1 protein-coding gene and 1 pseudogene are annotated in these 2681 nt (G+C 35.2%); both read right to left on the reverse strand.

All coding sequences use genetic code 11. From position 1 onward, the window contains the following. Window positions 1-456: 456 nt before the first annotated feature. A complete protein-coding gene (locus tag WGMM_RS03440; protein ID WP_038250148.1) occupies window positions 457-1158 on the reverse strand; it encodes an ABC transporter ATP-binding protein in 702 nt (233 codons plus the stop codon). Continuing rightward, a pseudogene (locus tag WGMM_RS03445) lies at window positions 1151-1917 on the reverse strand (MlaE family ABC transporter permease). The gene WGMM_RS03440 and the pseudogene WGMM_RS03445 overlap by 8 nt, the downstream one beginning before the upstream one ends. Window positions 1918-2681 lie beyond the last annotated feature (764 nt).

The following is a 2681-nucleotide window of genomic DNA, read 5'->3' on the forward strand; positions in this document are numbered from 1 at the left end:
ACCATTTCATTCCATCCACGACTGTTGAAACAGAGTCACTATGAACAAGATCAAAACCACTTTTCTCACCAGCAGCCTCTTGGTGTTGCTGCTGCGCTTGCCATTCTGCAATATTTGGACCTTGAGCTTCACTCATAAATTTTTACTCTCAACCTTAAGCTATTATTTTATCACAAATATTGCAAAATATCAATAGAGCTTTTGAATATAGCTAATACAAACAATTTCTGTCATCTGACTTACGACAATTTGAAAAACGACAAATTCGTCATTCCGCTACTTCGTCATTCCGCTACTAGTTAGCGGAATCTATGCCGAGATACCGCGAATGAATCGCGGTATGACGTGTTAGCTATACGATCCAGTTTGAAAAAAATCTGAATTTCAATGTCCACTACCTTTTACAAAGTTAAAACTTAAAAATATGACTGTTAGCAATAGTGTATATATCTTTAGCTATATATAATGAATGAATTTTTTTATATATTCGTTATTAGTATTTTGTATTTCCTGAACAGTTCCATGGGAAATGATCTCCCCTTCATATAATACTGCTATTTTATCAGCTATTTTAAATGCGCTATGAATATCATGTGTAATCGTGATAATTGTAGGGTTAAGATCTCTAGATAATTTTATTATTATCTCGTTTACTATATCTGACATAATTGGGTCCAATCCTGAAGTTGGTTCATCCAAAATAATGATTTCTGGATTGTGTGCAATCACCCTTGCAAGTGCCACTCTTTTTTTCATTCCACCTGATAGCTCTATTGGAAACATATCTGCTATGCTTTCCTCCAGTCCAACATCATTCAACTTCTCGATTGCTAGCTGTTTTGCCTGTTTTTTGCTGATATTAAAGCGCTTTTTATAATTAAAAGATATATTTTTCCACACTGTAACGTAGTCAAATAAAGCGGAATTTTGAAATAAAACCCCAAATTTATTTTTGCTTTTACTGTTTATTTTAACAGACCCTGAGTCTGGAGCAAGCAAGCTGATAATTGTTTTTGTTAATACAGATTTGCCGCTTCCTGAGCCACCAAGTATGACTAATGATTCCCCTTTTAATATATCAAAATTTAGATCTTTTAGTACTGTCCTATCATCAAAAGATAAGCTTAAGTTCAATATTGATATTATGGGGTTACGCATGTATCAAAGTAATCATGTAGTTTGCTAAAATGATCAGTATGGATGATAAAACAACAGTTGATGTTGTAGCAACACCTACTCCTCGTGCACCTTCTTTGCAATGGTAACCGTAATGGCAGCTTGAGACAGAAATTATGGCGCCAAATACAGTTGCTTTTATTAGCCCAGTTATAAAATCATACGTATTAAAGAACTGAGCTGTGTGTTTAATGTATATATTTAAATTGTGGTTAAATTCGAAGACTGCAGTGATACATCCTCCAAATATTCCTATTAAATCTGCACATACTGTAAGTATGGGAAATACTATGATTGACGCTAAAATCCTTGGTGCAATTAAATATTTAAAAGGGTTGATGTTCAAGGTTGTAAGTGCATCTATTTGCTCGGTGATGCGCATTGTACCAATTTCTGCTGCAACTGATGATCCAACCTTTCCTACCATTATTAAGCTGATCAAAACTGGTCCTAACTCTTTAATGATAGTGATCGTAACAAGTTTGGGTATTATCTGTTCTTGGTTAATTAATGGGTCACTCAAGCTACTTTGTAAAACTATTGCCGCTCCTATAAAAACTCCAGTGAGCCCAACGATTGGCAGAGAGAAAAAGCCTATCTCTATAATTTGTGTTGCTATGTTGCTAAAATAATATGGTGGCACAAGGCAGTGGTATAGAGATTGAATAAAAAATATGAATGCACTACAAGCTTTAACAAAAAATTGATAAAGTACCTGCCAATTATTCTAACACTATTTATATCAAAAAAGCTCTCTTTGTATTCATTTTAGCTAGAGGTTATTCTTACTGATTTTATTAAAATTTTTATTAACTTTATCGCAAAGTATAGCTGAGATATGTTTTAAGTTCAACATACTTGATGTTTTAATTTAAAGCTCATATAGCTAACCCAAGAAAGGTTTCCCTACGTCATACCGCCACGGTATCCACAACTGTACGAACGTTGTAGTTTGGGCCACCAGTGGGCCAATGCCTAGACACTGGTTCTATGCAACTTAATTAAAAACGTTCGTTTTAGCATAAGACAACTACCTTTAGCTCATCAGCTCAGTTATAAGCAAAATTTCTGGATTCCAGACTGGAATGACATCATCTGTTGTGCAATTTACCTTCAAAAATGAATGTTCGTACAGCTATGGATTCATTCGCGGTATAGATTCCGCTAACGAGTAGCGGAATGACGGTTTTTCAAATTGTAGAGCCACTTTAGCTATAGAACTCAATTATAGCCTTTCTTATAATAGTCTGAATGCGATAAGATATGTGTTTATGGCTATAGCAGGCCAGTAGCATATTACGGTCTGTTCGGATTATTGTAAAAAGAGCTATAAGTTTCCTGGATCCCAGTGTCAGCTACTCCGATAAAAAAAAAGGAGCACTGGAATGACAGCAGTCCTACGTCATACCGCGATTCATTCGCGGTATCTCTAGATCCCGCTAAGAAGCAGCGGGATGACGGTTGTCGTTTAGCCACAAATATTTAAGAAATTTACCAAATGAAAA

This window comes from Wolbachia endosymbiont of Glossina morsitans morsitans (assembly GCF_000689175.1).
In the GTDB taxonomy this organism is placed as follows: Bacteria; Pseudomonadota; Alphaproteobacteria; order Rickettsiales; family Anaplasmataceae; genus Wolbachia; species Wolbachia pipientis.

Coding starts and splice junctions, on each gene's coding strand:
- WGMM_RS03440 (WP_038250148.1), bottom strand. CDS start 1,158: ATGCGTAACCCCATAATATCAATATTGAACTTAAGCTTATCTTTTGAT.